The organism is Bradyrhizobium sp. WSM4873 (assembly GCF_055811355.1).
Map to the genome: position 1 here is coordinate 89,208 of NZ_JBVVPS010000009.1, position 25,870 is coordinate 115,077.

26 protein-coding genes and 1 pseudogene are annotated in these 25,870 nt (G+C 64.8%); 20 read left to right on the forward strand and 7 right to left on the reverse strand.

Annotated elements, in window-relative coordinates; all coding sequences use genetic code 11:
* The first annotated feature begins 113 nt into the window (after positions 1–113).
* From AC0L21_RS14980 to hmuQ, 3 genes are all read left to right on the forward strand, one after another.
* Positions 114–1,679, forward strand: coding sequence for a DUF1800 domain-containing protein (locus tag AC0L21_RS14980; protein ID WP_473262618.1), 1,566 nt, complete (start codon positions 114–116; stop codon positions 1,677–1,679).
* Positions 1,680–1,681: 2 nt separating this feature from the next.
* Complete coding sequence (locus AC0L21_RS14985) at positions 1,682–2,899, forward strand: DUF1501 domain-containing protein (protein WP_473262619.1); 1,218 nt, start codon at positions 1,682–1,684, stop codon at positions 2,897–2,899.
* 77 nt (positions 2,900–2,976) lie between these two features.
* The gene (hmuQ, locus tag AC0L21_RS14990) at positions 2,977–3,300 is read left to right on the forward strand and encodes a heme-degrading protein HmuQ (protein ID WP_473262723.1); all 324 of its coding nucleotides are present in this window, start codon (positions 2,977–2,979) and stop codon (positions 3,298–3,300) included.
* An 18-nt stretch (positions 3,301–3,318) separates the two neighbouring features.
* On the opposite strand, the gene AC0L21_RS14995 is transcribed toward hmuQ, so the two are convergent.
* The 6 genes from AC0L21_RS14995 to AC0L21_RS15020 all read right to left on the reverse strand — a co-directional run bounded on the left by AC0L21_RS14995 (position 3,319) and on the right by AC0L21_RS15020 (position 7,217).
* Positions 3,319–4,260: an aldo/keto reductase gene (locus tag AC0L21_RS14995; RefSeq protein WP_473262620.1), complete on the reverse strand. Its 942-nt coding sequence runs from the start codon at positions 4,258–4,260 to the stop codon at positions 3,319–3,321.
* Between the two features lie 276 nt (positions 4,261–4,536).
* A complete protein-coding gene (locus AC0L21_RS15000) occupies positions 4,537–4,992 on the reverse strand; it encodes a GNAT family N-acetyltransferase (protein WP_473262621.1) in 456 nt (151 codons plus the stop codon).
* A gap of 66 nt (positions 4,993–5,058) precedes the next feature.
* Positions 5,059–5,871, reverse strand: a complete 813-nt coding sequence (locus tag AC0L21_RS15005; protein WP_473262623.1) for a PAS-domain containing protein — start codon at positions 5,869–5,871, stop codon at positions 5,059–5,061.
* A gap of 129 nt (positions 5,872–6,000) precedes the next feature.
* A complete protein-coding gene (locus tag AC0L21_RS15010) occupies positions 6,001–6,159 on the reverse strand; it encodes a hypothetical protein (protein WP_007596748.1) in 159 nt (52 codons plus the stop codon).
* A gap of 73 nt (positions 6,160–6,232) precedes the next feature.
* Positions 6,233–6,409, reverse strand: coding sequence for a hypothetical protein (locus AC0L21_RS15015; RefSeq protein ID WP_007614766.1), 177 nt, complete (start codon positions 6,407–6,409; stop codon positions 6,233–6,235).
* Positions 6,410–6,566: 157 nt separating this feature from the next.
* Positions 6,567–7,217, reverse strand: coding sequence for a glutathione S-transferase family protein (locus AC0L21_RS15020; protein ID WP_473262624.1), 651 nt, complete (start codon positions 7,215–7,217; stop codon positions 6,567–6,569).
* 523 nt (positions 7,218–7,740) lie between these two features.
* Between AC0L21_RS15020 and AC0L21_RS15025 the strand changes: the two genes are divergently transcribed.
* From AC0L21_RS15025 to AC0L21_RS15060, 8 genes and pseudogenes are all read left to right on the forward strand, one after another.
* Positions 7,741–8,943, forward strand: a complete 1,203-nt coding sequence (locus tag AC0L21_RS15025) for a pyridoxal phosphate-dependent aminotransferase (RefSeq protein ID WP_007596745.1) — start codon at positions 7,741–7,743, stop codon at positions 8,941–8,943.
* A 163-nt stretch (positions 8,944–9,106) separates the two neighbouring features.
* Complete coding sequence (locus AC0L21_RS15030) at positions 9,107–9,586, forward strand: DUF992 domain-containing protein (protein WP_473262625.1); 480 nt, start codon at positions 9,107–9,109, stop codon at positions 9,584–9,586.
* Between the two features lie 151 nt (positions 9,587–9,737).
* Positions 9,738–11,786 (forward strand): elongation factor G, encoded by a 2,049-nt coding sequence (locus AC0L21_RS15035; RefSeq protein WP_473262626.1) that lies wholly within the window; start codon positions 9,738–9,740, stop codon positions 11,784–11,786.
* Between the two features lie 155 nt (positions 11,787–11,941).
* Positions 11,942–12,214, forward strand: coding sequence for a helix-turn-helix domain-containing protein (locus tag AC0L21_RS15040; protein WP_007614761.1), 273 nt, complete (start codon positions 11,942–11,944; stop codon positions 12,212–12,214).
* 109 nt (positions 12,215–12,323) lie between these two features.
* Positions 12,324–14,078 (forward strand): SulP family inorganic anion transporter, encoded by a 1,755-nt coding sequence (locus AC0L21_RS15045; RefSeq protein WP_473262627.1) that lies wholly within the window; start codon positions 12,324–12,326, stop codon positions 14,076–14,078.
* A gap of 93 nt (positions 14,079–14,171) precedes the next feature.
* Positions 14,172–15,005: a shikimate dehydrogenase gene (locus AC0L21_RS15050; protein WP_473262628.1), complete on the forward strand. Its 834-nt coding sequence runs from the start codon at positions 14,172–14,174 to the stop codon at positions 15,003–15,005.
* A gap of 67 nt (positions 15,006–15,072) precedes the next feature.
* Positions 15,073–15,699 (forward strand): hypothetical protein, encoded by a 627-nt coding sequence (locus AC0L21_RS15055; RefSeq protein ID WP_473262629.1) that lies wholly within the window; start codon positions 15,073–15,075, stop codon positions 15,697–15,699.
* Positions 15,700–15,714: 15 nt separating this feature from the next.
* A pseudogene (locus AC0L21_RS15060) lies at positions 15,715–16,337 on the forward strand (single stranded DNA-binding domain-containing protein).
* A 229-nt stretch (positions 16,338–16,566) separates the two neighbouring features.
* Here AC0L21_RS15060 and AC0L21_RS15065 read toward each other — a convergent pair.
* Entirely contained in the window at positions 16,567–17,703 is a 1,137-nt protein-coding gene (locus AC0L21_RS15065; RefSeq protein ID WP_473262630.1) for an alpha-hydroxy acid oxidase, read from the reverse strand.
* A 135-nt stretch (positions 17,704–17,838) separates the two neighbouring features.
* Here AC0L21_RS15065 and AC0L21_RS15070 point away from each other — a divergent pair, with 135 nt between their 5' ends.
* The 9 genes from AC0L21_RS15070 to AC0L21_RS15110 all read left to right on the forward strand — a co-directional run bounded on the left by AC0L21_RS15070 (position 17,839) and on the right by AC0L21_RS15110 (position 25,779).
* On the forward strand, positions 17,839–18,006 hold the full coding sequence (locus AC0L21_RS15070) for a hypothetical protein (RefSeq protein ID WP_473262631.1): 168 nt from the start codon (positions 17,839–17,841) through the stop codon (positions 18,004–18,006).
* Positions 18,007–18,226: 220 nt separating this feature from the next.
* On the forward strand, positions 18,227–19,570 hold the full coding sequence (glmM, locus tag AC0L21_RS15075) for a phosphoglucosamine mutase (RefSeq protein WP_027565344.1): 1,344 nt from the start codon (positions 18,227–18,229) through the stop codon (positions 19,568–19,570).
* Positions 19,571–19,705: 135 nt separating this feature from the next.
* Entirely contained in the window at positions 19,706–20,953 is a 1,248-nt protein-coding gene (locus AC0L21_RS15080; protein ID WP_473262632.1) for an MFS transporter, read from the forward strand.
* A gap of 236 nt (positions 20,954–21,189) precedes the next feature.
* Positions 21,190–22,017, forward strand: coding sequence for an outer membrane protein (locus tag AC0L21_RS15085; protein ID WP_473262633.1), 828 nt, complete (start codon positions 21,190–21,192; stop codon positions 22,015–22,017).
* A gap of 167 nt (positions 22,018–22,184) precedes the next feature.
* Positions 22,185–23,012 (forward strand): outer membrane protein, encoded by an 828-nt coding sequence (locus AC0L21_RS15090; protein ID WP_473262634.1) that lies wholly within the window; start codon positions 22,185–22,187, stop codon positions 23,010–23,012.
* Positions 23,013–23,082: 70 nt separating this feature from the next.
* Positions 23,083–23,682, forward strand: a complete 600-nt coding sequence (locus AC0L21_RS15095; RefSeq protein ID WP_473262635.1) for a glutathione S-transferase family protein — start codon at positions 23,083–23,085, stop codon at positions 23,680–23,682.
* Between the two features lie 15 nt (positions 23,683–23,697).
* Complete coding sequence (locus AC0L21_RS15100; protein ID WP_473262636.1) at positions 23,698–24,162, forward strand: GNAT family N-acetyltransferase; 465 nt, start codon at positions 23,698–23,700, stop codon at positions 24,160–24,162.
* A gap of 158 nt (positions 24,163–24,320) precedes the next feature.
* A complete protein-coding gene (locus AC0L21_RS15105; RefSeq protein WP_473262637.1) occupies positions 24,321–24,527 on the forward strand; it encodes a hypothetical protein in 207 nt (68 codons plus the stop codon).
* Positions 24,528–24,606: 79 nt separating this feature from the next.
* Positions 24,607–25,779, forward strand: coding sequence for a phosphoserine transaminase (locus tag AC0L21_RS15110; RefSeq protein ID WP_473262638.1), 1,173 nt, complete (start codon positions 24,607–24,609; stop codon positions 25,777–25,779).
* Positions 25,780–25,870: the final 91 nt, after the last annotated feature.

Here is a 25,870-nt window from a genome sequence, read left to right on the forward strand (position 1 = left end):
ATTTGCGCGAAAGCTGTGCTGTCATTTTCATGCCGGGTTCATCTCCCGCTGCGGTATATTATGCCTCGCGCACAGACTCGGAAAGCGGTTGGCAACGCGCGAAGGACATATCGATGGCCCGCGATTCGCAAGCCGCGCTCGTCGCGCTCAACCGTTTCGGCTTCGGCGCCCGCGGCGGCGCATCCGGCGATCTCGTCAACGCGGCCTCCGATCCTCGCGGTTTTGTGAAGGCGGAACTCGCCCGCCCCAACGCTGTGCTGCTGGAGGCGCCGGGCCTGCAATCCACGCCGCAGCTCGGGCAGGCCGTGTTCGCCTATCAGGATCAGGTCAAGCAGGCGCGCGAGGCCGCCGCCAAAGCCGGCGCGCCGACCGATCAGAAGCCCGGACCGCGCCGCAATCTCTCGCTGAACGCCGTGGCAACCGAGATCGCCGGCCAGATGGCTGAGGCCAAACCTACTGACAATAAGCCGACTGACAATAAGCCGGCGGACAATATGGCCAAGCCGGACACCATGCAGCCCAACACGGCCGCGCCGGCTGCGGCAAAACCCGCCCCGCAGCCGCTCAACGTCATCCAAAAGACCTTTCGCGCCGAGGCGTTGGCGCGGTTGCAGCGCGCGACCCTGGTCGAATGCGGCTTCACCGAACGCCTGGTCGTGTTCTGGTCCAACCATTTCTGCATCTCCGCCAGCAAGGGCGAGCTGGCGCGGATATGGGCCGGCGCGTTCGAGCGCGAGGCGATCAGGCCGCACGTGCTCGGGCGTTTCGCCGACATGCTGAAGGCGGTGGAGCAGCATCCGGCGATGCTGTTCTTCCTCGATAACCAGCAATCGCTCGGACCGGACTCGCGCGCGGGCCAGAACCGCAAGCGCGGGCTGAACGAAAATCTCGCGCGCGAGATCATGGAGCTGCATACGCTCGGCGTCGGCGGCGGCTACACGCAGGACGACGTCACCTCGCTCGCGCGCATCATCACCGGCTGGACCTTCGCCGGCCGGCAGGGACAGCTGGGAGCGCCCGGTTCGTTCGTGTTCAACGTCAATGCGCACCAGCCCGGGCCGCAAATGCTGCTCGGCAAGACCTACGAGCCGACCGGCCTTTCGCAAGGCGAAGCCGCACTCGCCGACATCGCGCACCATCCCGCGACCGCGAATTTCATCGCCACCAAATTCGTCCGCCATTTCGTCGCTGACGATCCGCCGCCGGCGCTGGTGGCGCGATTGCGCGATGTCTTCATCAAGACCGACGGGGATCTCAAGGCGCTCGCAACGGCACTGGTCGAGTCCGACGAGGCGTGGAAGGCGTCGCTGACCAAGATGCGCAGCCCCTATGATTTCCTGGTCGCGAGCGGCCGGCTGCTCGCGCGCGTGCCGGAGGATCCCGGCGCCTATCTCAACAACCTCAATCTGCTGGGCCAGCCGCTGTGGTCGCCGGCCGGCCCGAATGGTTTCGCCGACACCAACGCGGCGTGGGCTGCGCCCGAAGGCATCAAGCTCCGGCTCGACATTGCCGCGCAGATGGGCGCGCGGCTCGGGCCCAACATCGACCCGCTCGATCTGTTGGAATTCGCCGCGGCCGATGCGGCCTCGATCGAAACACGGCGCACCATCGAGCGCGCCGAGTCGCGGCAGCAGGCGCTGGCGCTGCTGTTGATGTCACCGGAAATGCAGAGGAGATGATGATGATCGACTGCGTCGAGAACCGGCTCCTCACCTCGCGCCGCGGCCTCCTGCTCGGCGGCGCCTCTTTCGCGGCGTGGGCCTATTTGCCAAAATTTGCACGCGCGGCGGACGGTCGCGATTCCCGGCTGATCGTCGTGATCCTGCGCGGCGCGCTTGACGGGCTTTCGACCGTCGCGCCGGTCGGCGATCCCGATTATGCCGGCCTGCACGGGTCGATCGCGCTCACGGCGGACGGCGCGCATCCCGCGATCATGCTCGATACGTTCTTTGGAATGCATCCGTCGATGCCTGAGTTCGCACGCATGTATCGCGACAAGCATGCCGCGGTGATCCACGCGGTCGCGACGCCCTATCGCGACCGCTCGCATTTCGACGGCCAGGACGTGCTCGAAAGCGGCTATGCCGGTCCCGGTCGCGTGCAATCCGGCTGGCTCAACCGCGCGCTGGAGGCGCTGCCGCGCGGTGAGCGGGTGTCGAGTGCTCTTGCCGTCGGCCCGACCACGCCGCTGGTGCTGCGCGGCAATGCGCCGACCGTCGGCTGGGCGCCGGTGGCGCTGCCGCAAGCCGATGACGATACCGCCATGCGCTTGGTCGAGCTCTATCGTCACCGCGATCCCGCGCTGGCGGCCGTGCTGTCGCAGGGCCTTGCGCTGGAAAAGGCCGCGAGCGGCGACGACATGAAGCCGAAGCCGGGCAATGCGGTCGCGCAGATGCGGCAGGTGGCGCGCGGCGCCGCAAAACTGATGGCGTCCGACGATGGCCCGCGCATCGCGGCGCTCGCGTTCGACGGCTGGGACACGCACGCCAATGAAGGCGGGCCTGTCGGTCGCCTCGCATTCCTGCTCGGCGGGCTCGACGGTGCGCTCGCCGAATTCGAAAGCGGCCTCGGCGACCGCTGGCGCGACACCGCCGTGGTGGTCACGACCGAGTTTGGCCGCACCGCGCGCATCAACGGCACCGACGGCACCGATCACGGCACGGGAACGATCGCGCTGCTCGCCGGCGGCGCGGTGAAGGGCGGCCGCGTCATCGCCGACTGGCCCGGCCTCAAGCCCGCCAACCTCTTCGAGGCCCGCGATCTCAAGCCCACCACCGATCTGCGCTCCGTGATCAAGGGCGTGCTGCAGGGACAGTTCGGCCTGTCGGATCGCGTGCTGGCCGAGACGGTGTTTCCGGATAGCGCAAGCGCGCGTCCGATGAAGGGGCTGGTTACTTAACTGCGATTCCGGGCCCGCGCCTTGCGGCGCGTCCTGGAATGACGACATCATCAGCCGAACATCAGGAGATCATCCCCATGTACATCGCCATGAACCGCTTCCGCGTCGCCAAGGGCTCCGAGGCCGCCTTCGAGCAGGTCTGGCTTTCGCGCGATACCCATCTGGACAAGGTGCCGGGTTTCGTCGAGTTTCATCTGCTGCGCGGCCCCGAGCTCGAGGACCACACGCTGTACGCCTCGCACACGGTGTGGGCGAACCATGCGGCGTTCGAGGCCTGGACCAAATCGGATGCTTTTCGTGCCGCGCATGCGCGGGCCGGCGACACCAAGCCGACCTATCTCGGCCATCCCCAGTTCGAGGGCTTTGAGGTGATCCAGACGGTCGGACACGGCGCCAAGTAGCGCGCCGCGCTTCAACGGTCAGCCCAGCGTGATCTTGTCGATCTCCGCCATTTCCTCCGGACTGAGCTTCCAGGCAATCGCCTTCACGTTCTCCTCGACCTGCTCGACGCGGGTGGCGCCGGCAATCACGCTCGACACTTGCGGGCGCGCGGCGAGCCAGGAGAAGGCGAGCTCGAGCATGCTGTGCCCGCGCGCCTTCGCGAAGGCCGTGAGCTTCTCGACGATGTCCTCGTTGCGCGGCGTGACGTAGCGGTCGCGTAGCGCCGGTACCTTGCCGAAGCGCGTATCGGTCGGGGCGGCGGCGCCGCGCTGGTACTTGCCGGTGAGCAGCCCGCTTGCGAGCGGGAAGAACGGCAGGAGGCCGAGCTTGTACTCCTGTGCGGCGGGCAGCAGGTCCTTTTCGATGTCGCGCACAAGCAGGCTGTATTCATCCTGGCAGGAGACGAAGCGGCTGACCTTCATCGCGCGCGCGGTGAACTCGGCCTCCGCCAAGCGCCAGGCCGGGAAATTGGAATTGCCGATGTAGCGCACCTTGCCCTGACGGATGAGATCGTCGAGCGCGCGCAGCGTCTCCTCCATGGGCGTCAGCGGGTCGTAATCGTGCTGCTGATAAAGATCGATGTAGTCGGTCTTGAGCCGCGTCAGGCTCGCCTCGACTGCGTTCATGATGTAGCGGCGCGAAGCGCCCTGCTTGGTTCCGTCGGTCGCCATCGGCTTGGAAAATTTGGTGGCGAGCACGATGTCCTTGCGGCGGTCGCCGAGCACGGTTCCGAGCACCGTTTCCGAACCGCCCATGCCGGCATAGATGTCGGCGGTGTCGAACAGCGTGATGCCGAGATCGAGCGCGCGATGGATCACCTTGCGCGAGGTCTCCAAATCCGTGCGCTGGCCGAAATTGTTGCAGCCGAGTCCGACCGCAGACACGCGCAGGCCGGAGGCGCCGAGATTACGAATTTCCATGGGAGATCCCTGTCGGAGATGGCCAGGGGCTTATTGTGACTGCGGTGCGCCGCCGCAGCAAGCGGCGCGCCGCGTTGCTGCCATGCCTAGAAGGCGCTTCCGACAAGGACTGCCGACAAAAAAATGCGGCCCCTGTCAGACGCGGCGACTGACGGGGACCGCTTTGGGGCGCTTGATCGGTGACGGGGGGCTGACCAGACGCAGCTGCAGCCTAGTCCCGCTATGTTACGCGCGGGTGACAGGCAGAGTTATCCACAGGCCTCGCGACCGCGAGGATCAGAAGATCTTGCGATAGACGATGAACCCGGAACGCTCGGCGACCTTGTCGTACAGGCGCTGCGCCGTCACGTTGGTCTCATGTGTTTGCCAGTACACGCGCGGCGATCCCACAAGCTTTGCGCGCTCGTAGACGCCATGGATCAGCGCCGACCCGACACCCTTGCCGCGTGCGGCCTCGGTCGTGAACAGGTCCTGCAAATAGCAGGATGGTTCGATCGCGGTGGTGCTGCGGTGAAACAGATAATTCGTCATCCCGAGCAGGCGGCCGTCGCTCTCGGCGACCAATCCGTGCACCGGCTCATAGGCATCGAAAAAGCGCTGCCACGTCACGCGCGTGATTTCGGGCGAGAGGGCGGTCGGGCCGGAGCGGCCGTAGAAGGCGTTGTAGCCGTCCCACAGCGGCAGCCATTGATCGTAGTCCTGCCTGGTGACGGAGCGAATGGTGAGCGACATATGAAATTCCCGCGATCGATGAGGCGTCCTTCATACGTGATCATGGACGTGCCGATCAATCGCGCATCACTCCGCCACGCGCAGATACCGGATCAGCTTGCGGCCCGCGGGATCGCGCAGCGAGCGGTAGTAGTCGGCGTGGGACGGCGCATCGGTGTGGCGCACGAGGTCGGTCACGGGCGTGTAGCTCAGCATGCGCCCGCCATCGGGCAGCGCGGCACAGACGAAGCGCAACACCTCGCCATTGCGCAAGGCAATGTTGATCGGCGTGGCATCGCCGATCCGCACCATCTCCATGCGCTGTGCGATGAAGGTGCCGAGTTCGTCCTCGGGTAATTCGAACGCGCCGGTGTCGCGGCCGTGATACATCAGCGCGATGAACGGCGGCTTGTCGTCGGCGATGTCGTCCGGCACCGCAAAATAATCGCGGAACGCGCGGTTGATGAATTCGGCGCGCGTCTCGGCATCGAGCAGCACGATGCCGATGTCGACCTGGTCGAGCGCGGCCGACAGCCGCGCGGCGATGGCGTGACTCCGACGCTCGGCGGCAAACGTGCCGAGCAGCCGCTGGCGCATCAGGCCGGTGATGCCTGCGGTGCCCGCCGCCGTCGCGGCCAGGAGGCCGAGCTGGATCATATCCGCCGTGGTCAGGCCTGCAACGCCGTGCCGGCTGAGGAGCAGCAGTGCCGCGCCGATGACGGCGATGGCTGCGCTGGCGACCGCGGAAGCAGGACCCGAGAGCGCGCCGGCGAGCGCCACGATACAGGCGAGCAGCGGCGCGGGCGAGGGAACGGGGACGAAGCGATCGAAAAACATCGCCAGCAGCAAAGTCGCTGCCGTCAGCGCCGGACCGGAGATCGCACGCCATCCCAACCGCATGGGCCTGTCTCGCTCCTCCCTGGACGAGGTAAGGCGGCAACACTGACCGAACATTGCGCCATTGCGATGCGGTTTCGCGCGGTGTGCTTAAGGTGCGCTTTGGGTCATGCACAAAGCTTTCGGATGATTTTAGACCAAGTGCGCGTGCTTGAGACGTTGTTGCAGCGCGGGCGCATTCAGCGTCGACGTCCCCTGGCCCTTGCGCGTGCCGACGAAGATCAACAGCGATGCCGCGACCAGAATGGCCGCGGTCAGGGTGATTGCAACGATGACCACAGGTGATTTCATCGAAATCCTGTCGCGATGCCGGTCGGCGCAGGCCACGAGGCGCCTTGAAGGCGGGTCCAGGATGAAGCGGGAATCAGACCGGCAGGCCCATCGCCATCGTCGCCTTGGTCGACAGCACTGTCAGGGTAACGATCAGGCACAGCGAGAGCGCGGCGACGGCGAGCGAGGCCGCGACCGCGTTGGTCAGCCGGGAAGACGAAACGGTAGCGGGGGGGCCCTGAAAGCCTGCCGTGCCGGACGCCCGAATCATGGTCTAAATCCTTCAACGCGCGAGCGAATCACCCGCGACATCGAACAATTTCGCTGTTGCAATCGGCAATATTGCGGCGGCCATTTGAGCGAAAACGGCGAGATTGCGGCAATGGCGACCCTTATGCCCGCTATTCGCCAGAGCGCGATCGCCCCTCTCAGGCGCCAGCGGCGATGCTGGCGGGGTCCTCGATGTCGGCCGGCCGCCAGTCCATCGCGACGAAGCCGGGGGCCGCTTCCACGCGCTTCAGCCAGTCCCGGATCGCCGGGAAGGTCGAGAGGTCGAAGTCGCAGCGTTCGGCGAGGTGGGTATAACCGTACAGCGCGATGTCGGCGACCGTGAGCTGGCGGGCGGCGAAATAGGCGTTGGTCTTGAGATGATTCTCCATCACCTGGAGCGCGCCATAGCCGCGCTCCATCCAGTCCTCCAGCGAATGAGTCTGGAGGTCGCGGCCGCCCCTCACCAGCGACAGCCAGAAATAGGCCGCGCCGATGTTCGGCTCCAGCGCGTGCTGCTCGAAGAACATCCATTGCAGCGCGTCGGCGCGATCGATGCGGTTCTCCGGCGCGAGCGGCGTGCCGACGGCGACATACCAGAGAATGGCGTTGGACTCGGCGAGATAGCGATCGTCGCCGACCTCGAGCAGCGGCACCTGGCCTGACGGGTTCTTGGCCAGGAAGTCCGGGGTGCGGCTCTCGCCGCGCAGAATGTCCACCTCGACCGCTTCGTAAGGCAAGTTCAGCAGCGCCAGCGCAAGGCGGACCTTGTAGCTGTTGCCCGAGCGCTGCATCGAATAGAGCTTGTACATTCTGAGGATGATTCCGGAAGACGGGAAGGCGCGGCGCTTGTTGCCCCGCAACGCGGCTAAACAATGATGCCGATGCGAATCCGCCGCAAGACCCGGCCAATAGAAAAACTCGAAAACCCTACCGCATTGCAATGCGGCGGAAGATCATTTCCGTGCGACCATCCAACTCAGTTCACGCTTGCGTCAACGCGGCCTCATCGCTCGGAGCATTTGTGTGAGAAGGTCGAACGGTCGTGATCGCCTCGACCGCTGGTCTCTCGAGCGCCGGACTGCCGTCAGCTTCATGGGCGTCTTGAAGGGCGCAAAATTGCTCCGAGGACACGCGTTGTCGGATATGTGGGATTTGCCCGGCAAAGTTGCGGAAAATTGCGGAAAGTCAGGCCTTGATGCGCGCAGACACGTAAACTTTTGCGGGATCGGACCGAAGTTTCTTGCGGTGCAACGGCACTCGTTTTAGGGTGGCTCATTCCCACAATCGGAGTCGTGAAGCCAAAGGGTTCACGACGCTTGTCAGGAGATGACGATGTCCTTCCTTGCCGCTGCGCTCGACCGTGTGAAGCCGTCCGCGACCATCGCGGTCACGGATAAAGCACGTGCGCTGAAAGCGGCGGGCCGCAACGTCATCGGTCTTGGCGCCGGCGAGCCCGACTTCGACACGCCCGCCAACATCAAGCTGGCCGCGATCCACGCCATCGAAGCCGGCAAGACCAAGTACACCGCGGTCGACGGCATTCCCGAGTTGAAGGAAGCCATCATCGCCAAGTTTCAGCGCGAGAACGGCGTCGTCTACAAGGCGAACCAGATCATCGTCGGCACCGGCGGCAAGCAGGTGCTTTACAACGCACTGATGGCAACCATCAATCCGGGCGACGAGGTGATCATCCCCGCGCCGTACTGGGTCAGCTATCCAGAGATGGTGGCGCTCGCCGGCGGCGAGCCGGTGCCGGTGGTCTGCACCGCCGCGACCGGCTTCAAGCTCCAGGCCGAGGCGCTCGAGCGCGCGATCACGCCGAAGACCAAATGGGTGATCCTGTGCTCGCCGTCGAACCCGACGGGAGCTGCCTACACCAGGACCGAGCTGAAGGCGCTCACCGACGTGCTGGTCAAGCATCCCCACGTCTGGGTCATGACCGATGACATGTACGAGCATCTCGTCTATGACGACTTCCAGTTCACCACGGTCGCGCAGGTCGAGCCGAAACTTTACGACCGCACGCTCACCGTGAACGGCGTGTCGAAGGCCTATTGCATGACCGGCTGGCGCATCGGCTATGCCGGCGGTCCGGCGCAGCTCATCAAGGCGATGTCGACGATCCAGTCGCAGTCGACCTCGAACCCGTCGTCGATTGCGCAATGGGCCGCGGTCGAGGCGCTGAACGGTCCGCAGGACTTCATCCCGGCCAACAACAAGGTCTTCAAGGAGCGCCGCGACCTCGTCGTCTCCATGCTCAACCAGGCCAAGGGCATCGAATGCCCGCGGCCCGAGGGCGCCTTCTACGTCTATCCGTCCTGCGCCGGCACCATCGGCAAGACCGCGCCGTCGGGCAAGGTGATCGACAATGACGAGACGTTCGTCACCGAACTGCTGGAGACCGAAGGCGTCGCCGTGGTGCAGGGTTCGGCCTTCGGCCTCGGCCCGGCGTTCCGCATCTCCTACGCGACCAAAACCTCGGACCTCGAAGACGCCTGCAAGCGCATCCAGCGCTTCTGCGGCAATCTGCGGTAAGCTTGCAGACATGATGTGACATGAAAGGGCCCGCGCTATGCGGGTCCTTTTTCTTTCAAGTCTACGCGAGCTGGCGCCACCGGAACTGTTGTGGCATAGACCGTCGCGCATCACGGGTAGGGCGCTCTCTCTGCTCGCGTCACATTCATCGCCGGAGACATTCATGCGCCGTTCACTCCTCCTCGCCGGGCTTGCCGCTGCGAGCCTCGTTGCCTCCGTTGCGGGCGCCAGCGCGCAGTCCCGGATGGTGCAGGTGGGCGTGCTCGAATGCCGCGGCGGCGCCAGCGTGGGCTTCATCGTGGGATCGGTGACCAATCTCGGCTGCGTGCTGCGCGTCGATGGTTTGCCGGACGACCGTTACGTCGCGACGATCCGCAAGGTGGGCCTCGACCTCGGCATCACCCAGGAAACGGCACTCGCCTGGGGCGTGTTCGCGCCGGTGAACCGGCTCGGACCAGGCGACCTCGCCGGCACCTACGCCGGTGCGCAGGGCAGCGCCTCGGTCGGCGTCGGCCTTGGCGGCAACGTGCTGGTCGGCGGCTCCAACAATTCGATCGCGCTCCAGCCGCTCAGCGTGCAGGGCCAGGTCGGCCTCAACGTCGCCGCCGGCCTCGAGAGCCTGGAACTGCGCCCGGGCCGTTAACAACTCCGTGTGTGAATCGCGTCGCTCCGACGCGATTCCGGCAACGACGCACCGCAGCGACGTTTGATGCTTGCCAAATCTCGGGGACGGGCAGAGCATCGGCGTTTGCCGACCCAATCATGGGCCGAGCTCCACACCAAGGAGGCGGCGAATGGGACAAGACGTCAGAAGTCCCCGAGGTCCACGGTGCATCGCGCTGGTGGGCCCTTTCCAAAGCGGTAAAACCACACTTCTCGAAGCCATCCTGGCGCGAACGGGCGCCATCCCGCGCGCCGGCAGCGTCGACGCCGGGACCTCTGTCGGCGACGCCGCGCCAGAGGCCCGTCATCACAAGATGACGGTCGGGCTGACTGCCGTCACCACGAGTTTCATGGGCGACAGCTACACCTTCCTCGATTGTCCCGGTTCCGTCGAATTTGCCCACGACATGCGCGCCGCGCTCCCTGCGGTCGATGCCGCAATCGTGGTCTGCGAAGCCGACGAGAAGAAGCTGCCGCAGCTTCAGATCATTCTGCGCGAGCTGGAGGAACTGAAGATCCCGCGTTTCCTGTTCCTCAACAAGATCGACCGTGCCAACAAGCGCATCCGCGAGACGCTCGAGATGCTCCAGCCCGCCTCGCGCGTGCCGCTGGTGCTGCGCCAGATCCCGATCTGGAAGGACGAGCTGATCGAGGGCTTCGTCGATCTCGCGCTGGAGCGCGCGTTCATTTACCGCGAGCACAAGGCCTCCGAAGTGGTCGCGCTTCAAGGCGGCGATCTCGATCGCGAGAAGGAGGCGCGCTTCTCGATGCTGGAGAAGCTCGCCGATCATGACGATGCGCTGATGGAGCAGCTGCTCGAGGACATCCAGCCGCCGCGCGATGCCGTGTTCGACGATCTCGCCCGCGAACTGCGCGACGGGCTGATCTGCCCCGTGCTGCTGGGCGCCGCCGCCCGCGAAAACGGGGTGCTGCGTTTGATGAAAGCGTTGCGTCACGAGGCGCCCGGTATCGCGGAGACCGCAAAACGTCTCGGCGTTCCCGAGACCAGGGACGCCCTCGGCTTCGTCTTCAAGACGCTGCATTCGCAGCACGGCGGAAAGCTGTCGCTGACGCGCATGCTCGCCGGCCATCTCGACGACGGTGCCACGCTGCAATCCTCCTCAGGTGGGGCCAGTCGCATCTCCGGCATTCTCGCCGTCACCGGGGCCTACGACACCAAGCGTGCTGCGGCGGAAGCCGGCGACACGGTGGCGCTCGCCAAGCTCGACCCGATCAAGACCGGCGACACGGTCTCGAACGGCAAGACCCAGCCGGCAGCGCTTGCCGCCGTTGAGCCCACTCCGCCGGTGCTCGCGATCTCGGTTGCGGCCACCGACCGCAAGGACGACGTCAAGCTCGGCCAGGCGCTGATGCGGCTGCACGAGGAGGATCCCTCGCTCATCTTCGTGATGAACGCGCAGACCCACGACACCGTGCTGTGTGGTCAGGGCGAGATGCACCTGCGCGTCGCAAGCGAGCGGCTACGCGACCGTTTCGGCGTCAAGGTCGCCTCGCATCCCCCCGCGATCGGCTATCAGGAAACCATCCGCAAGCCGATCGTCCAGCGCGGTCGCCACAAGAAACAGTCCGGCGGACATGGCCAGTTCGGCGATGTCGTGCTCGACATCAGGCCGCTGCCGCGCGGCGAGGGCTTCAAGTTCGCCGAGAAGGTGGTCGGCGGCGCGGTGCCGCGCAACTACATCGGCGCGGTGGAAGAGGGCGTCGTCGACGGGCTCGCACGCGGCCCGCTCGGTTTCCCGGTCACCGATTTGCAGGTGACGCTGACCGACGGCTCCTATCACAGCGTCGATTCCTCAGACCTCGCCTTCCGCACGGCGGCGCGGGTCGGGCTCACCGAGGGCCTGCCGCAATGCCAGTCGGTGCTGCTGGAGCCGATCCACGTGGTCGAGATCGTCTGCCCGACCGACGCCACCGCCAAGATCAACGCGATCCTGTCGGCGCGGCGCGGCCAGATCCTCGGTTTCGACACCCGCGACGGCTGGAGCGGATGGGACTGCGTCCGCGCCATGATGCCGGAAGCGGAGATCGGCGAGCTGATCGTCGAACTGCGCTCGGCCACGGCAGGCGCCGGCAGCTTCACCCGCCAGTTCGACCACATGGCCGAAGTCACGGGCCGCGCCGCCGACCAGATCATCGCCGCGCATCAACACGCGGCGTGATCGGTCTGCCGAAGTAAGGGACGCATCACTGTCTCACTCCCTCTCCCCGTTCTTACGGGGAGAGGTTAAGGCTTGCGTTCGGCGGAGAATGATGTATTTTACATCATTGTACATGCTCCAGACATCATTTATAATCGTTCATACGTGAGGCCAGGGTGATCACGTCGTTCCAGATGCGGGCCGCGCGTGCGCTGCTCGGCATTGACCAGAGGGCCTTGGCGGAGCTTGCAGGCGTATCGCTGCCGACCATTCAGCGAATGGAGGCGAGCACCGGCAACGTTCGCGGCGTGGTCGAGACCTTGATGAAGGTGGTCGAAGCCTTTGATCGGGCCGGCGTCGAGCTGATCGGCGAACAGGCGCGCAGCGAAGGCGGCGGACGTGGCGTTCGGCTCAAGGAGCCGGGGCCGCCGCGTCGGGTGGGAGCATGATCCCGCAATGATCATGCTCGGGAGCAGTCTTAACTAACGCACCGTCGCGCCCCAATACGCGGCCGCACGATGCATCGGAGCGTTGTGGGCAGCGGAGCATTTTGCTGAAATGAGCATCACAGGCGAACACGCAGGCAAGCTGCACCAGCTTCGTCGGCCGACCTTTACCGAACTCTATCTGCCAAAGCTCGTCACCGTATGGCGCGAGGGCTATGGTCTATCGGATTTTCGCGCCGATGTGTTCGCCGGCCTCACGGTCGCGATCGTCGCGCTGCCGCTGTCGATGGCGATCGCGATCGCCTCGGGCGTGACGCCGGACCGCGGACTCTACACCGCCGTCGTCGGCGGCTTCATTGCCTCACTGCTCGGCGGCAGCCGGTTCCAGATCGGTGGTCCCGCCGGCGCCTTCATTGTGCTGGTTGCGGCGACCGCCGACCGTCACGGGGTCGACGGCGTGATCTTGGCCACGCTGATGGCGGGCCTGTTCCTGATCGCTGCGGGCTTCCTGCGGATCGGCACCTATATCAAGTTCATTCCCTATCCGGTGACGGTCGGCTTCACGGCCGGCATCGCCGTCATCATCTTCGCCAGCCAGCTGCGCGATCTCGGCGGGATCACGCTCCTCGCGAAGGAGCCGAGCGAGTTCGTTCCGAAACTGGTCGCGCTTGCCGGCGGCCTGCACACCGTCAATCCGTCCGCCGTCGCAGTCGCGATCGTCAGCATTGCCATCATCGCCGGCCTGCGTCGCTGGCGGCCGTCCTGGCCGGGCATCCTGATCGCGGTCGTGCTCGCGGCGGTCGCATGTGCCGTGCTGTCGCTGCCGGTCGAGACCGTCGGATCGCGCTTCGGCGGCATTCCGCGCGAACTGCCCTCGCCGGCCTTGCCTGCATTCTCGCTCGCGAAGGCGACCGCCGTGCTGCCCGATGCGATCTCCTTCGCGCTGCTCGCCGCCATCGAATCGCTGCTGTCGGCGGTGGTGGCCGACGGCATGACCGGACGCCGTCACCGCTCCAATTGCGAGCTGGTGGCGCAAGGCGCCGCCAATGTCGGCGCGGCGCTGTTCGGCGGCATCTGCGTCACGGGGCTGATCGCGCGTACCGCAACCAACATCCGCGCCGGCGCGCGGGGGCCGCTCGCGGGCATGTTGCATTCGGTCTTCCTGTTGCTGTTCATGCTGATCGCAGCGCCGCTCGCGAGCTACATCCCGCTGGCCGCGCTCGCCGCCGTGCTCGTCGTGGTGGCCTGGACCATGGCGGAGAAGCACGAATTCGCGACGCTCCTGCGCTCGTCATGGGGCGATGCCGTCGTGCTGCTCGCAACCTTCCTGCTCACCATCTTCCGCGATCTGACCGAAGGCATTCTGGTCGGCTTCGCGCTTGGCGCGGTCCTGTTCATCCATCGCATGGCGGAAATGACCGGCATCGAGGAACGTTCGCCGATGGTGGCCGCCGATCGTCCCGATGACGAAAATGGCGAGCGCGTGCCTTACGACCCCGCGCTCGCGGTCGATCGCGACGTGCTGGTCTATCGAATCACCGGCGCGTTCTTCTTCGGCGCAGCCTCGGCGATCGGCAGCGTGCTCGACGGCATCGCCGACAAGCGCAAGGGTTTTGTGGTCGATTTCGCCGCGGTGCCGTTCCTGGATTCGACCGCGGCCAACGTGCTCGGCCGCGTCGCCGCCAAGGCCCACCGCCAGGGCATCCGGCTGTTCATCACGGGGGCATCGCCAACGGTTCGCCGCGCGCTGCTCACCCATGGCGTCACGCCGCCACGCGCGCGCTATCGCGAGACCATCGCGCGTGCGGTTGCCGACATCAAGGGTGGCGCGGCGCAGCCCGCGGCCGGTGAGGCGGGCACGACCTGAGGTCGAGCCTCTCATGAGACGGCCCGCGCGCTTGACAGGGCCTGCGGGACGCGAAATGGATCGCCTCCGAAACGACCCCAGGGGAGGACGACCGTGACCAAGGCTCCCGCAGCCTGCCTGATCGGATGGCCGGCTGCGCATTCGCGCTCGCCGCTGATCCATCGTTACTGGCTGCGTACGCTCGGGATCGAGGGCGGCTATGTCATCGAGGCGGTTCCACCCGATAATTTGCGCGATTTCGTGCTGCGGCTGTCGCTGCGCGGCTTCGTCGGCGCCAACGTCACCATTCCGCACAAGGAAGGCGTGCTCGAGCTCTCGTCGCCCGACGCCCGCGCACAGGCGGTCGGTGCGGCCAACACGCTGTGGTTTGCGGACGGCGAGCTGCGCTCGACCAACACCGACGTCGAGGGCTTTATCGGCAATCTCGACGCCAGTGCGCCCGGCTGGGACGCAGCCGAAGAGGCGCTGGTGCTCGGCGCCGGCGGCTCCTCGCGCGCCATTGTGTTCGGGCTGCTCGAACGCGGCATCGAGCGCGTCCATCTCGCCAACCGCACCATCGGCCGGGCCGAGACGCTTGCAAGGCAGTTCGGACCGAAGGTGCATCCTGTTGCGTGGGAGCGGATCGAAGATATCCTGCCGCGTGCAAAACTTCTCGTGAACACGACCTCGCTCGGCATGCACGGTCAGCCTTCACTCGACCTTGACGTGGCGCGCCTGCCGGATGGCGCCGTGGTCGCCGATCTCGTCTATGTCCCGCTGGTGACGCCGCTGCTCGCGGCCGCAAAGGCGCGCCGGCTGAAGACCGCCGACGGGCTCGGCATGCTGCTGCATCAGGCGGTCCGCGGTTTCGAGCTGTGGTTCGGCCAGCGGCCGCAGGTCACGGTCGAGCTGCGCGCGCTGGTCGAGGCCGATCTCACAAAGACTTGAGAGAATAGCGCGTAACCTCCGGAGTTCTATGTCCGTAAGGGGACAATAGGGACAATCGGAGACCATCATGTCTGTTCAACGTGCAACTTTCACACGTCCGCTTATCGCCGTCGCGATGGTGGCCGTCTCGACCCTCTCGGCACTTGCGCAAAGGGCGCCGGTGCCGACGCGCGTGCGCGGCACGATCGAAAGCGTCGATGGCGACACGATGCAGGTCAAGGCGCGGAGCGGCGAGGATGTCAAGCTGCACATCGCTTCCGACGTGAACGTGTCCGGCATTACCAGGATTTCACTTGCCGACATCAAGCCCGGCTCCTTTGTCGGCGCCACCACCGTGCCGGGACCCGACGGCGGCGCGAACGCGGTCGAGGTCCACGTGTTTCCGGAGAGCATGCGCGGCACCGGTGAGGGCTCGCGACCTTATGACCTCAAGCCCAACTCCAGCATGACCAATGCGACCGTGTCGGAGAGCGTGGTCGGCAATGACGGCCATACGCTGCTGGTCAAGTACAAGGACGGCGAGAAGAAGGTGTTCGTCGCTGACAATACGCCGGTGGTGACCTTCGTGCCCGGCGACAAATCCGATCTGAAGGCCGGCGCCAAGGTGATCGCCTTCATGAAGCAGCTGCCGGACGGCTCGTTCGAAACCAACCGCGTCAGCGTCGGCCGCGACGGCCTGACGCCGCCGATGTAAATGGAGACTAACAACATGTCGAAGAGAAGCTGGATATCACGCCTCGGCGTGGCCGCATTCGCCGCCTGCATCGTCACGTCATCCGCCCTGGCGCAGCAGACGCCGACGGTCCGCATCCGCGGCACCATCGAGAGCGTCGACGGCAACACGCTCGGCATCAAGACCCGCGAAGGCAGCGACGTGAAGGTGCGCATGACCGACAACGTCGCCGTCTTCGCGGTGGTGAAGACGTCGTTGTCGGAGATCAAGGACGGCTCGTATATCGGCGTCACCGGCCTGCCCGAGCCCGACGGTACCCAGAAGGCGATCGCGGTGCACATCTTCCCCGAAAACCAGCGCGGCGCGGCCGAAGGTTTTCGTCCCTGGGACGCACGCGCCAACTCGACCATGACCAACGCCACCGTGGCGCAACCGTGAAGGGCACCGACGGCCAGAACATCACGGTGAAGTACAAGGACGGTGAGAAGAAAGTCGTGGTGCCCCCGGACACACCGATCGTCACCTTCGTCGCCAGCGACAAATCCGAGCTCAAGCCGGGCGCCAAGCTGATCATTTTCGGTGCGGTGAAGAAGGACGATGGTTCGCTGGAAGCCAACCGCGTCAACGTCGGCAGGGATGGGGTGACGCCGCCGATGTGAGGCGAGAAATATAGAGCGCAACTGCCGCAACAAATTCCACTGTCGTCCCGGACAAGCGTAAGCGCAGATCCGGGACCCATAACCACAGGGAGAAGTTGTTGCGCGATGCAGGTCGCTCCGAGTCCCCCGTAACCACGTCTCCCTGTGGTTATGGTCCCGGATCAGCGCTCCGCTTCGCTGCGCTTGTCCGGGACGATAGCTGTTGTTGCAGCTGCATCCCGGTAGACGCTCACATCGCGATGATATGCTCGTCGATCTCGTCAATCCTGTTGACGCCGCACAGGCCCATGGTGGTGAGCAGCTCTTTCTGGATGATGTCGATCGCCTTGGCGACGCCGGCCTGGCCGCCGGCGCCCAGGCCATAGGCGTAGGCGCGGCCGATCATGCAGGACTTTGCGCCGAGCGCGAGCGCGCGCATCACGTCCTGGCCGGAGCGGATGCCGCCGTCGAACATGATCTCCATCCTGTCACCGACCGCCTCGGCGATCTCGGGCAGCACCTCGATGGATGACGGCGCGCCGTCGAGCTGACGGCCGCCATGGTTCGAGACGACGAGAGCCTGCGCGCCGGTCTTGGCGGCTTCCTCGGCGTCCTCGACATCCAGAATGCCCTTGATGATCAGCTTGCCCGGCCAGATGCTGCGGACCCACTCGACGTCCTTCCAGTTCAGGGACGTGTCGAACTGCGACGCCGTCCACTCGGCGAGGCGATTGAGGTCCCCGGTGTTCTTCACATGGCCGGCGATGTTACCGAAGGTGCGACGCTTGCCTTGCAGCACGCCGGAGACCCAGGTCGGCTTGCTGGCGAAATCCAACAGCTTCGAGAGCGACCATTCCGGCGGCACCGTCATGCCGTTCTTGATGTCGGCGTGGCGCTGGCCGATGACCTGGAGATCGACTGTCAGCACCAGCGCGGAGCATTTCGCCGCGATCGCGCGCTGGATCAATTCCTTGATGAAACCGCGGTCCTTCATCACGTAGAGCTGGAACCAGAACGGCTTCTCGACATTGGCCGCGATGTCCTCGATCGAGCAGATCGACATGGTCGACTGCGTGAACGGGATACCGGCGGCTTGCGCGGCGCGGCAGGCATGGATCTCGCCATCGCCATGCTGCATGCCGAGCAGGCCCACCGGCGCGAGTATCAGCGGCATGGTCGAGGGCTCGCCGAGGATCGTGGTCGCGGTGTCGCGTTTGGAGACGTCGACCAGGATGCGCTGGCGGAACTTGATCGCCTGCATGTCTTCGCGGTTGGCGCGCAGCGTTTCCTCGGCGTAGGAGCCGCGGTCGCAATAATCGAAGAACGCCTTCGGCACGCGGCGCTGATGCAGTGTGCGAAGATCGTCGATACAGGTGATGTGCTTCATGAACGTTTCCCCGGCCCGTCTTGTCGGAAGAGTCTCGCATTGGAAGACTCTTGCATCGGAAGATCGAGGGGTCATCTAGCATGGTTGGATGCATAGCCAAATCGTTTGCAAATTCTTTGTGGAGAGGAGGGCGCCATGACCAGGCCGCACACCGGACCGACGCCGGAGGAGATCAAGGAGAAGCATGATCTCGAGGAAGCGCTGGAGGAAGGTCTGGAAGAGACCTTTCCGGGCTCCGATCCCGTCAGTGTCACCCAGCCGGCGCCGAGCCGCGGGGACGGCCATGTGAAGCGCTCGGACTAGGCTCGGGTTCCGCCCTGTTCCGGCGTCCTTGCTGGAAATATAGTGTTAACAAGGCGTTATCGGCACCGGGGTACGTCCGGTTCCGTAATGATTCATCATATTTTTTGAAGCCAAGTTAGCCGCGATGGCTTTATAAGACCTCAGCAAATCAGGGATGCGGGTCCCGCCAGGGCACCCGCAGGTTGTCTTGGGGATCCCTGGTTGTCGCGTGGGGGACGATATGAGCCGCAAATATTTCGGGACGGACGGGATCCGGGGCCGCGCCAACGGGCTGATCACGCCGGAGCTCGCGCTCAAGGTCGGCCAGGCCGCAGGCCTGGCGTTTCAGCGCGGTGACCACCGCCACAGGGTGGTGATCGGCAAGGACACGCGCTTGTCCGGCTACATGATCGAATACGCGATGGTGGCGGGCTTCACCTCGGTCGGCATGGACGTGCTGCTGGTCGGCCCGATGCCGACGCCGGCGGTTGCGATGCTGACCAAGTCGATGCGCGCCGATCTCGGCGTGATGATCTCCGCCTCGCACAATCTGTTCGAGGACAACGGCATCAAGCTGTTCGGCCCGCAGGGCTTCAAGCTCTCCGACGACGTCGAGAAGCAGATCGAGCAGCTGCTCGATGAGCCCATCGACAAGCGTCTTGCCCAGAGCGCCAGTCTCGGCCGCGCCCGCCGCATCGACGGCGTGCATGACCGCTACATCGAATTCGCCAAGCGCACGCTGCCGCGCGATCTGTCGCTCGACGGCCTGCGCGTCGTGGTCGATTGCGCCAATGGCGCCGCCTACAAGGTGGTGCCGGAAGCGCTGTGGGAGCTGGGCGCCGACGTGATCCCGATCGGGGTCGAGCCCGACGGCTTCAACATCAACAAGGAATGCGGCTCCACCTCGCCCGAGGCGCTGTCGAAGAAGGTGCGCGAGATGCGCGCCGACATCGGCATCGCGCTCGACGGTGACGCCGATCGCGTCATCCTGGTCGACGAGCGCGGCCACATCGTCGACGGCGACCAGCTGCTCGCGGTGATCGCGCAGAGCTGGAAGGAAGACGGCCGGCTTTCGCGATCGGGCATCGTCGCCACCGTGATGTCGAACCTCGGGCTCGAGCGATTCCTCAATGCGCAGGGGCTCGATCTCGTGCGCACGCCGGTCGGCGACCGCTACGTGCTCGAGCAGATGCTGAACGGCGGCTACAATCTCGGCGGCGAGCAGTCCGGCCACATCATCCTGTCCGACTACGCCACCACCGGCGACGGCTTCGTTGCCGCGTTGCAGGTGCTTGCCGTGGTGCAGAAGCTGCGCCGCCCGGTGTCCGAAGTCTGCCATCGCTTCGATCCGCTGCCGCAGATCCTGAAGAACGTCCGTCACAAGGGCGGCAAGCCGCTCGACAATTCCGACGTCAAATCGGCGATCTCCGACGGCGAGCAGCGGCTCAACGGCCACGGCCGCCTCCTGATCCGCTCCTCCGGCACCGAGCCGGTGATCCGCGTCATGGGCGAGGGCGAGGATCGCATCCTGGTCGAGGACGTCGTCGATACCATCGTCTCGGCGCTCGGGCAGGCCGCGGCCTGAGGCGCTACGCTACGAATTCCCGCAAAGGATGGAGCGAAGCGCATCCCAGCCATCGACGATTGGCGGTGGATCGGTCGCCGCGCGCAGCGTAACTAGCTTGTCGCGGCAATCTGCCGCGCCGGCCGGGATGCTCCATTGAACAAGCCAGTCGTCGTCTCAGAGGAAACGCTGACCGAGCCCGTCGTGGTCAGCGACGTGGCACAAGCAGCCAAGGCCGCAGGGCCGGCCTATGTCGTGCTTGCCGGCATCAGCTTCTCGCACTTCCTCAACGACACCATGCAGTCGCTGATCGCTTCCGTGTATCCGATCCTGAAGGACACCTACGCGCTCGACTTCGCGCAGATCGGCATGATCACGCTGGCCTTCCAGTTCACGGCTTCGCTGCTCCAGCCGGTGGTCGGCCACTACACCGACAAGAAGGCGCAGCCCTATTCGCTGTCGATCGGCATGGCCTCGACCTTCTTCGGTCTGTTGCTGCTCAGTGCCGCTCACCAATATCTGGTCATCCTCGTCGCCGCCGCGCTGGTCGGCCTCGGCTCGGCGGTCTTTCATCCGGAATCGGCGCGCATCGCGCGGCTCGCCTCCGGCGGGCGCTACGGTTTTGCGCAATCGGTGTTTCAGCTCGGCGGCAGTTTTGGCACCTCGATGGGACCGGTGCTCGCCGCGGTCATAGTCGTGCCGTTCGGGCAGGGCAGCATCGCCTGGTTCTCCTCGATCGCCTTTCTCGCGATCCTCATCCTCTGGCGCATCGGCCGCTGGTACGAACCGCAGATCAAGGCGAAGAAGACCGCGGTGGCTGAAGCCCATCCCGACGCGCCGAGCTCGCGTCGCGTCGTCGTTGCGCTCCTCGTGCTGGTCGCGCTGCTGTTCTCGAAACAGCTCTACGTCTCGAGCCTGTCGAGCTACTACATCTTCTATCTGATCGACCGTTTCGGCGTGTCGACGCAGGCCGCGCAGATGTATCTCTTCATCTTCCTTGCGGCGAACGCCGTCGGCGCTTTTCTCGGCGGTCCCCTGGGCGATCGCTTCGGCCGCAAGATCGTGATCTGGATCTCGATCCTGGGGGCGCTGCCGTTCACGCTGGCGCTGCCCTATGCCGGGCTCTATGCGAGCGCGGTGCTGTCCGTGATCATCGGCCTGATCATCTCCTCGACGACGTCGTCGATCATCGTGTTCGCGCAGGAGCTGGTACCGCATCGCTTCGGCATGATCTCCGGCGTGTTCTTCGGTGTCGCGTTCGGCATCGGCGGCCTTGGCGCAGCCGTGCTCGGCAAGCTCGCCGATCACACCTCGATCGCGTTCGTCTATCAGGTCTGCGCCTATCTGCCCGCGATCGGCCTGCTTGCGGTGTTCCTGCCCAAGCTGCCGCGGCACGCGCGTTAACATATCCTGTCCTGCTGCAACGCGGCTTCATACATCGTTAGGAAATGCGGCGAAGCCGTCGCATTTGGCGCTGCATTTTTGCAACGCTCGCGCCGCATGCGCGCGTGCGGTCAGAAAAAATCAACCTTAAAAATTAGGGTTAAGTGGCGCTTAAACATTTGCTGGCATCGTCCGGGCCGTGAGTTTCCAGAACGTGAGGCGCCGTATTTGCCTCACCGGCCAAAAGGACGAAGCCAATGCGTAGCGTTAAGTCTCTCCTTGCCGCGGGTGCGGCAACCCTGATCTCCTCGATGGCGTTCGCCGCCGACATGCCGATCGCGGCGCCCCCTCCGATGTACGCGCCCCCGGCTCCGCCCGCCGATTTCGGCGGCTGGTATCTGCGCGGCGACGTCGGCATGACCAACCAGCGCGCCAAGAGCATCGAGGGCGCCATAGCGCCTGGGTTTACGAAGACGACGGAGGGACTCGGCTTCGACTCGGCCACGCTGTTCGATCTCGGCGTCGGCTACCGCTTCAACAACTGGTTCCGTGGCGACGTGATCGGCCAGTACCGGGGCAGGGCCAATCTGCACGGCAGCGACAACGTCATTGGACCCGGCTTCGTCGGCGTCAACAATTACAGCGGCAGCAAATCCGAGTGGGTCGTCATGGCCAATGCCTATGTCGATCTCGGCACCTGGTGGTGCATCACCCCGTTCATCGGCGCCGGTGTCGGCGGCTCCTACAACAAGATCAGCGGCTTCCGCGACGACGGCGTGTCGTACAGCCCGGGGCTCAACAACAGCGTCGCTTACTTCGCCGACAACGGAAAGTGGAACCTTGCCTGGGCCGCCCACGCCGGTCTCGCCTACAAGGTCAATCCCGGGTTCACCGTCGAACTGGCCTACAGCTACATGAACCTCGGCGACGCGGCGCCCGGCAACTATCGCTTGTTCGACAACAGCGCTTCGGGTCCGTCCACGATCAAGATCAAGGAGCTCACCTCGCACGACGTCAAGCTCGGCGTGCGTTGGGATCTCAACAGCCCGCCGGCCTACATGCCGCCGCTCGTCACCAAGGGCTGATCGGCAGCCTCATCGCTTAACCTCTCTTAACGGCGCGGGATCATCCCGCGCCGTTTTGCTTTGCGAATTTTTCATGGCGCGCGGCGACGAAAGGCTCCGGCGCAACCATTGGTTAAGGTTAACGAGCCATGATCACGGCTGAAAGTTCGAGTTCGATGGAGCGTTCGATGCGTAGGCTTTTGTTGGCGGCGGCGATGTTGGGGACGGTGTCTGCGGCGCAAGCGGCCGATCTCTCTGACTTGCCCATCCTGCGCGGCAGCTTCACCGACGGCCTGAGCAAGTCCGGCGTCAACTGGCAGGGAAGCTATATCGGCGCCCAGGGCGGCTATGGCTCGTCGGATGAGAACTTCAGAGGCTCGACCAGCAATATGATGGCGGCGTTGTTGGCCGATACCTTGATCGAAAGTGAGATGGGCGTATCGCAGTGGAACCTCGGACTTGGCAAGGCTTCACAGCGCACCAGCGGCTACGGCGCTTTCGTCGGCTACAATGCCCAGTGGGACGATGTCGTACTCGGCCTCGAAATGAGCTACCTGCACGGCAAGTTCGGTGGAACGGCGTCAGCCTCGGAGCGGCGCGTCAGCGCCCTCGTCCTGTCCGACAACAATTTTCACGACGTCACGGCGACCTCCACGTCGTCGATCAACATCAGCGACATGGCGACATTCCGCGGCCGCGCAGCTTACGCCTGGGGATGCTTTCTGCCCTACATGTTCGCGGGTCTCGCACTCGGAAATGCCGACATCATCCGCACGGTCAGTGCGCAGGACCGCATCAGCGCGACCCTATTAGGTCCCTATACTCCACTCGCGCCACTGAGCTCGACGGACGCTCAGCATAACCATTTGATCTACGGCTACACCGCCGGTCTTGGCGTCGACGTCAATCTGGTCGGTGGGCTGTTCTTCCGCGGTGAGTACGAATATATCCGCTTCAGCTCGGCGGTCGACACCAGCATCAATACCGTCCGCGCCGGTCTCGGCTACAAGTTCTGACGCGCGTGCGCGCCGCCGATTGACAGGCCGCCTCCGTCCTGATGCTCTGTCGCTGAACGCGGGGGCAGCGATGCGGATCTACGGCGATACCAATTCCGGCAATTGTCTGAAGGTGAAGTGGGTCTGCGACAAGCTCGCGCTGCCCTACCAGTGGATCGAGATCGACACTCGCAAGGGCGAAAGCCGCACGCCGCAATTCCTGAGGATGAACGGCGCCGGCCAGGTGCCCACGGTGGCCTTCGACGAAGGTCGCACGCTGGCGCAATCCAATGCCATCATCCGCTATCTCGCGCGCGACAGTGCGCTCATTCCGCGCGATGCCTTCACTGCCGCAAAGATGGACGAATGGCTGTTCTGGGAGCAATACAGCCACGAGCCCTATATCGCGGTGTGCCGCTTCCAGATCGTCTATCTCGGCAAGAACGCCTCCGAGCTCGATCCCGAAAAGGTCAAGCGCGGCTATGCGGCGCTCGATCGCATGGAGCAGCATCTGGCGGCAGGCCGCTTCTTCGCCGGTGATGACGTTTCGCTTGCCGACGTCTCGCTGCTTGCCTATACGCGCGTCGCGCATGAAGGCGGCTTCGATCTCGGTCGTTATGCCGCCATCCGCCGCTGGATCGGCGAAGCCGAGACCTTTCTCGGCCTTCCCAAGTGCGCTAAGGCGCGCTGAGGCAGGAGTAACTCAATGAACGGCGAATCCGTCTCCATTCGTCCCGCGCGCCGCGAGGATATTGCTGTGATCGTGGCGATGCTCGCCGACGATCATCTCGGGCGCGCACGCGAGCGCGTGGAAGATCCGTTGCCTGCGTCCTATTACGAGGCATTCGCGCGGGTCGATCGCGACCAAAATATCCAGCTCGTGGTTGCCGAGAGCGAGGGCAGGGTAGTCGGCTGCCTGCAGCTCGCGATCCTGCCGGGTCTCAGCTCGCAAGGCGGCTTGCGCGGTTTGCTCGAAGACGTCCGCGTTGCCTCCGATTGCCGCAGCCGCGGCATCGGCGAGCAATTGGTGCAATGGGCGATGACGGAAGCGAAAGCGTGCGGCTGCAATCTGGTCGAACTGCTGACGCATCAGACGCGAACGGATGCGCAGCGCTTCTACAAGCGGCTTGGGTTCACGGCGAGTCACGTCGGCATGACTGTCCGCTTTTGACGCAGCACGCTATGCGCCTTGCGCGATCAACGAAATCGGATCGCGCATACGTTCATCTTAAGAGCTGATAAACTACCCGTTCGACGTTCACGTGGAACCAGGAACGAACGGTGCTACGCGAGCGTCTGAAACCGGGCTCGATCGGTTCGGGGATTTCGATGACAAGCTATTCGATGATCAAGGTCGGTAACGACTACGTCGTGCAGGCCAATGACAAATGCATTTTGAAAGTCGGCAGCCGCCGCCGCGCCGCGCAATTGATCAACGATGCCACGGACTTGTTGAACGCGCTCGCCGCCGTCGAATCCCCCAAAATCGCACCGGAGACAACATCACTCGCGCGTGAGGCCCCGGAACTTCCTTGACGACCCTTCCCGATTCCCGTATCAGCCGCGGCGGGACACCTCCCCCCAACGGGAGGCTTACTATCTGGAAGGGTAGACGATGACTGTAGCGAAGCCCGCTTCGCGGCCAAACGTGCCGCATTTTTCCTCCGGCCCCTGCGCCAAGCGCCCCGGATGGAATGCCCAAAATCTCAAGGACGCAGCGCTCGGCCGTTCGCATCGCGCGAAGGTCGGCAAGACCAAGCTCAAGCTCGCGATCGATTTGACGCGCGAGGTGCTCGAAGTGCCCGCCGATTATCGCATCGGCATCGTGCCGGCCTCCGATACCGGCGCGGTCGAGATGGCGCTGTGGTCGATGCTGGGTGCCCGGCCCGTCACCACGCTCGCCTGGGAATCCTTCGGCGAGGGCTGGGTCAGCGACATCGTCAAGGAATTGAAGCTCAAGGACGTCACCAAGCTCAACGCGGCTTACGGTGAGATCCCCGACCTCTCCAAGGTCGATCCGAAGTCCGACGTCGTCTTCACCTGGAACGGCACCACCTCGGGTGTGCGCGTGCCGAACGCCGACTGGATCAGCACGACCCGCGAAGGCCTGACCATCTGCGACGCCACCTCGGCCGCGTTCGCGCAACCCCTCGACTGGGCAAAGCTCGACGTCGTCACCTTCTCCTGGCAGAAGGCGCTCGGCGGCGAAGCCGCGCACGGCATGCTGATCCTGTCGCCCCGCGCGGTGGAGCGGCTCGAAACCTACAAGCCGGCCTGGCCGCTGCCGAAGATTTTCCGCATGACCAAGGGCGGCAAGATCAACGAAGGCATTTTCATCGGCGAGACCATCAACACGCCGTCGATGCTCTGTGTCGAGGATTATCTCGACGCGCTGAACTGGGCCAAGTCGATCGGCGGCCTGAAGGCGCTGATCGCGCGCGCCGACGCCAACACCAAGGTGCTCGCCGACTGGAAGGCGAAGACGCCCTGGATCGACTTCCTCGCCAAGGACGCCGCGATCCGCTCCAACACGTCGGTGTGCTTGAAGTTCACCGACCCCGCGATCACCTCGCTCTCCGAGGACGCGCAGGCCGACTTCTCCAAGAAGCTGGTGGCGCTGGTCGAGAAGGAAGGCGCGGGCTACGACTTCGCCTACTACCGCGATGCGCCGGCCGGCCTGCGCATCTGGTGCGGCGCCACCGTCGAGGCCAGCGATGTCGCGCTGCTGACCCAGTGGATCGACTGGGCCTTTGCCGAGACCAAGGCCACGCTCGCCAAGGCGGCGTAAGCAAGCTTCGCTCGTCGCGCTATCTCATCTCGTCATGGCCGGGCTTGACCCGGCCATCCATCGAAGAGAATGGATCCGCGGGTCAAGCCTG

Bases quoted from the DNA above. Each gene is read 5' to 3' on its own strand.
- AC0L21_RS14980 (WP_473262618.1), top strand. From the start codon at position 114: ATGGCCCGCGATTCGCAAGCCGCGCTCGTCGCGCTCAACCGTTTCGGC.
- AC0L21_RS14985 (WP_473262619.1), top strand. From the start codon at position 1,682: ATGATCGACTGCGTCGAGAACCGGCTCCTCACCTCGCGCCGCGGCCTC.
- hmuQ (WP_473262723.1), top strand. From the start codon at position 2,977: ATGTACATCGCCATGAACCGCTTCCGCGTCGCCAAGGGCTCCGAGGCC.
- AC0L21_RS14995 (WP_473262620.1), bottom strand. From the start codon at position 4,260: ATGGAAATTCGTAATCTCGGCGCCTCCGGCCTGCGCGTGTCTGCGGTC.
- AC0L21_RS15000 (WP_473262621.1), bottom strand. From the start codon at position 4,992: ATGTCGCTCACCATTCGCTCCGTCACCAGGCAGGACTACGATCAATGG.
- AC0L21_RS15005 (WP_473262623.1), bottom strand. From the start codon at position 5,871: ATGCGGTTGGGATGGCGTGCGATCTCCGGTCCGGCGCTGACGGCAGCG.
- AC0L21_RS15010 (WP_007596748.1), bottom strand. From the start codon at position 6,159: ATGAAATCACCTGTGGTCATCGTTGCAATCACCCTGACCGCGGCCATT.
- AC0L21_RS15015 (WP_007614766.1), bottom strand. From the start codon at position 6,409: ATGATTCGGGCGTCCGGCACGGCAGGCTTTCAGGGCCCCCCCGCTACC.
- AC0L21_RS15020 (WP_473262624.1), bottom strand. From the start codon at position 7,217: ATGTACAAGCTCTATTCGATGCAGCGCTCGGGCAACAGCTACAAGGTC.
- AC0L21_RS15025 (WP_007596745.1), top strand. From the start codon at position 7,741: ATGTCCTTCCTTGCCGCTGCGCTCGACCGTGTGAAGCCGTCCGCGACC.
- AC0L21_RS15030 (WP_473262625.1), top strand. From the start codon at position 9,107: ATGCGCCGTTCACTCCTCCTCGCCGGGCTTGCCGCTGCGAGCCTCGTT.
- AC0L21_RS15035 (WP_473262626.1), top strand. From the start codon at position 9,738: ATGGGACAAGACGTCAGAAGTCCCCGAGGTCCACGGTGCATCGCGCTG.
- AC0L21_RS15045 (WP_473262627.1), top strand. From the start codon at position 12,324: ATGAGCATCACAGGCGAACACGCAGGCAAGCTGCACCAGCTTCGTCGG.
- AC0L21_RS15055 (WP_473262629.1), top strand. From the start codon at position 15,073: ATGTCTGTTCAACGTGCAACTTTCACACGTCCGCTTATCGCCGTCGCG.
- AC0L21_RS15065 (WP_473262630.1), bottom strand. From the start codon at position 17,703: ATGAAGCACATCACCTGTATCGACGATCTTCGCACACTGCATCAGCGC.
- AC0L21_RS15070 (WP_473262631.1), top strand. From the start codon at position 17,839: ATGACCAGGCCGCACACCGGACCGACGCCGGAGGAGATCAAGGAGAAG.
- glmM (WP_027565344.1), top strand. From the start codon at position 18,227: ATGAGCCGCAAATATTTCGGGACGGACGGGATCCGGGGCCGCGCCAAC.
- AC0L21_RS15085 (WP_473262633.1), top strand. From the start codon at position 21,190: ATGCGTAGCGTTAAGTCTCTCCTTGCCGCGGGTGCGGCAACCCTGATC.
- AC0L21_RS15090 (WP_473262634.1), top strand. From the start codon at position 22,185: ATGCGTAGGCTTTTGTTGGCGGCGGCGATGTTGGGGACGGTGTCTGCG.
- AC0L21_RS15095 (WP_473262635.1), top strand. From the start codon at position 23,083: ATGCGGATCTACGGCGATACCAATTCCGGCAATTGTCTGAAGGTGAAG.
- AC0L21_RS15100 (WP_473262636.1), top strand. From the start codon at position 23,698: ATGAACGGCGAATCCGTCTCCATTCGTCCCGCGCGCCGCGAGGATATT.
- AC0L21_RS15105 (WP_473262637.1), top strand. From the start codon at position 24,321: ATGACAAGCTATTCGATGATCAAGGTCGGTAACGACTACGTCGTGCAG.
- AC0L21_RS15110 (WP_473262638.1), top strand. From the start codon at position 24,607: ATGACTGTAGCGAAGCCCGCTTCGCGGCCAAACGTGCCGCATTTTTCC.